This is a genomic window from Trueperaceae bacterium (assembly GCA_031581195.1).
GTDB lineage: Bacteria > Deinococcota > Deinococci > Deinococcales > Trueperaceae > SLSQ01.
Genome location: JAVLCF010000114.1, coordinates 4,477 through 7,467 on the forward strand (window position 1 = coordinate 4,477; position 2,991 = coordinate 7,467).

Consider the following 2,991-nt stretch of genomic DNA (forward strand, 5'->3'; position numbering starts at 1 on the left):
CGAGGGCGAGGGCGAGGTCGACGACGTCGCCCGGCGCGACGTCCGCCGCGCCGACCGCGAGGCCGTCGACGTCGTCGAGGATCGCGCGGAGGACCTCGCGCCGCTCGGTCGCCTGCGGGGAGGTGAACGGCCAGTGGTCCAGCTCCGCGGCGAAGGCGTCGACGCCGTCGCGCAGCGCGGCGAGGGACGCGCCGAGCGCCGCGAGGTTCGCTTCGGGGGGGGTCGCGTCGCGGTGGTGCCGGCGGTCGACGGCGAGGGCGCGGAGGCCGGCGGCGCCGGTTTGGGGCGCCCCGACCAACCAGCGCACGAGCGGGTCGTCCTCGCGGCCGGCGTCCCCGAACCGGTCGCGGAGCCACCCGTCGACGACCTCGTCGAAGAGGGCGTCGGCGGCGTCGGCGTCGAGGACGCGGGCGCCCGGGTCGAGGCCGGCTTCGACGGGGTAGGGCAGCGCCAGGGCGCGCGCGAAGCCGTGGATGGTGCTCGTCGTGAGGGCGTCGATCTCGCGGGCGGCGGCCCGGAGGTTCGCGCGGGCGGCGTCGTCGACGCCGCCCGCGAAGGCGGGCGCGACGGAGACGTCGACGTGCCCCTCGATCAACGCCTCGACGAGGGCCTGCACGGCGTTGCCGAGCCGTGCGGCGGCGGCGTCGGTGAAGGTGATGGCGGCGATCGCGTCGGGCGGTTCGCCGTCGGCGAGGAGGCGGGCGATGCGGCCCGCCATCAGGGACGTCTTGCCGCTGCCCGCCCCCGCCTCGATCAGGAGGCTGCGGTCGCGGGTCGTGAGGGCGTGCAGGCGGGCGTCGGCGTCGTGCAGCGTCGTCACGGGGAGGCCTCCTCGTCGTCGTCCGGGTCGGCCCAGGCGGCGGTGACGTCGGCGCGGAGCGCGTCGACCGCCTCGCCGATGCGTTCGGCGTACGCCTTCGCGTCGGCGGGGAGGGCGAGGCGCAGGGGGCGGCTGGGGACGGTCCCGTCGAGCCCGTCCTCGCCGGGCACCGCCCCACCGGCGGCGAGGGCGTCGCGGGCGGCGGCGAGGGCGCCCCCGAGGCGGTCGATCTCCGCCTCCATGCGGTCGGCGGGGACGGTGCGGACGACGGGGCCCTTGGGGTAGATCAGGCGCGCTTCGGTGCGAGGGGCGGGGTCGAGGTGGGCGCGGGCGACCGCGGCGTACGCGACGCGCTGGACCTCCTGGCCGTCCGCGAGGGCCTTCTCGGTCTTCGGGGCGCCGGTCTTGTAGTCGGTGACGCGGGCCTGGGTGCCGTCGCCGCTCACGTCGAGGCGGTCGACGACGCCGCGCAGGCGGAGCGTCGTGCCGGGGAACGTGAACGGCGCGTCGGGGGGCCACGGGGGGGTGAGGCCTTCGACCGGGGCGCGACGGTCGGCGAGCCCGAAGCGGACCTCGGCGAAGCTGCGCATGCCGGGCAGCGGCGCCCCCTCGAGGGCGAGGGCGCGGCGCGCGAGGGCGTCGGTCCGCCGGAGCGTGGCGCGCCAGAGGGTGGCGGGGGGCGGCGCGAAGGCGTCGCGTTCCCCGGGGTGCGTGAAGCGTTCGGCGGCGGCCTGCAGCGCGTCGGCGAAGGCCGCGTCGAGGCCGGGGGCGCCGTCGTGCGCCGCGACGCCGTCGGCGGCGAGGCGGCGGGTGACGCGCTCGAGGACGTCGTGGAGGAACGTCCCGAACGTCCGCGCGTCGAGGTCGAGCGGTTCGTCGTCGAGCGGGGGTTCCTTCCAGTGCAGGACGTGCTGAGCGACGAAGCGCAACGGGTCGCGGAGGAGGGGGACCAGGTGGCTGGGGGCGAGGGGACCGTCGAGGGTCGCGAGGATCGCGGGGTGGTCGGCGGGCACGACGCCGTCGTGGGCGGTGAGGGCCTCGGAGCGGCGGGCGCGGAAGGCGTCGACGCCGCCCCGGCGGGCGGGGTCGCGGGCGAGCTCCGCGGGGCGGTGGGCGCGGCGGTCGGCGTCGTCGTACGGCGTGGCGGGGGGTGCGTCGGCGGGGACCTGGACCTCGTCGCCGGGCACGTCGCGCAGCAGAGGGCTGGGTGGCGCGGCCTTGCCGCCCGCGTCGGCGCGGGGGCGGGAGAGGACGAGTTCGTCGCCCGGGAGCGACCGGAGGGCGCGGAGGGTGCCGCGGTCGCGGCGGCCGCGGGGCGGGTCCACCAGGGGGCGTCCGCCCCGCAGGTGGGCGGGCAGCAGCGGGTCGTCGACGTTGTCGCGGGGCCAGGCGCCGCTGGCCAGGCCCAGCAGGCGGACGCGGGGGCGGGGGGCGGCGAGGAGGGTCTCGGCGGGGGCCCAGAGGGCGGCGCCCTCGGGGTCGACGTCGTCGCCGTCGCGGAGCTGCTCGAGGTGGTGCAGCAGGTCGGCGCGGCGGCCGCGGTCGAGGGCGCGGGTCCAGACCTCGTGGGCGCGCCCCCGGAGCCACCGGTCGCCGACGGCGTGGGCGGCGTCGAGGCCGCGGGCGAGGTCGTCGACGAGCGGGTCGAGGGCCTCGCGGGCGGCGGCGTCGAGGTGCGGACGCACGTAGGGCCAGTGCTCGGCGCGGCCGAAGATCGTTTCGGGGTGCAGGGGTCGGTCCCAGTCGAGGGGGATCGCCGCGAGGGGGGCGTCGCCGGCGCCCCCGTCGGCGGCGTGGCCGGCGGCGAGGAGGCGGCGTAGGCGCGCGCGGCTGGGGCCGGCGCGGAGCGCGTCGGCGAGGGCCGCGGCGAGCTGCCCCGCGGGGCGGTGCAGGACGGGGACGCGGTGGGTGACGTGGAGGGGAAGGCCGGCGCGGCGCGCGGCGGGGATCAGGCGGTCGTCGTACGCGCTGGGGTCGAGCGCGGCGACGGCGAGGTGGTGCGCGGGGACGCCGGCCTCGAGGTGGGCGCGGAGCCAGCGGAGGGCGGCGCGCACCTCGTGGGCGGGGTCGGCGTGGGCGGCGCGGACCGGGGTGGGCGCCGCGCCGGCCGTGACGTCGTCGGCGGCGACGTGGACGCCGTCGGGGGCGGGCGTCTCGTCCTCGAGGCCGGG

The 2,991-nt window shown here is 79.7% G+C and carries 2 protein-coding genes; both read right to left on the reverse strand.

Annotated elements, in window-relative coordinates:
• On the reverse strand, window positions 1-820 hold an 820-nt coding region (locus tag RI554_09645; protein MDR9392277.1), incomplete at its 3' end, for a UvrD-helicase domain-containing protein.
• The coding region (locus RI554_09650) for a PD-(D/E)XK nuclease family protein (GenBank protein ID MDR9392278.1) at window positions 817-2,991 on the reverse strand (2,175 nt) is incomplete at its 5' end. The genes RI554_09645 and RI554_09650, both read right to left, overlap by 4 nt.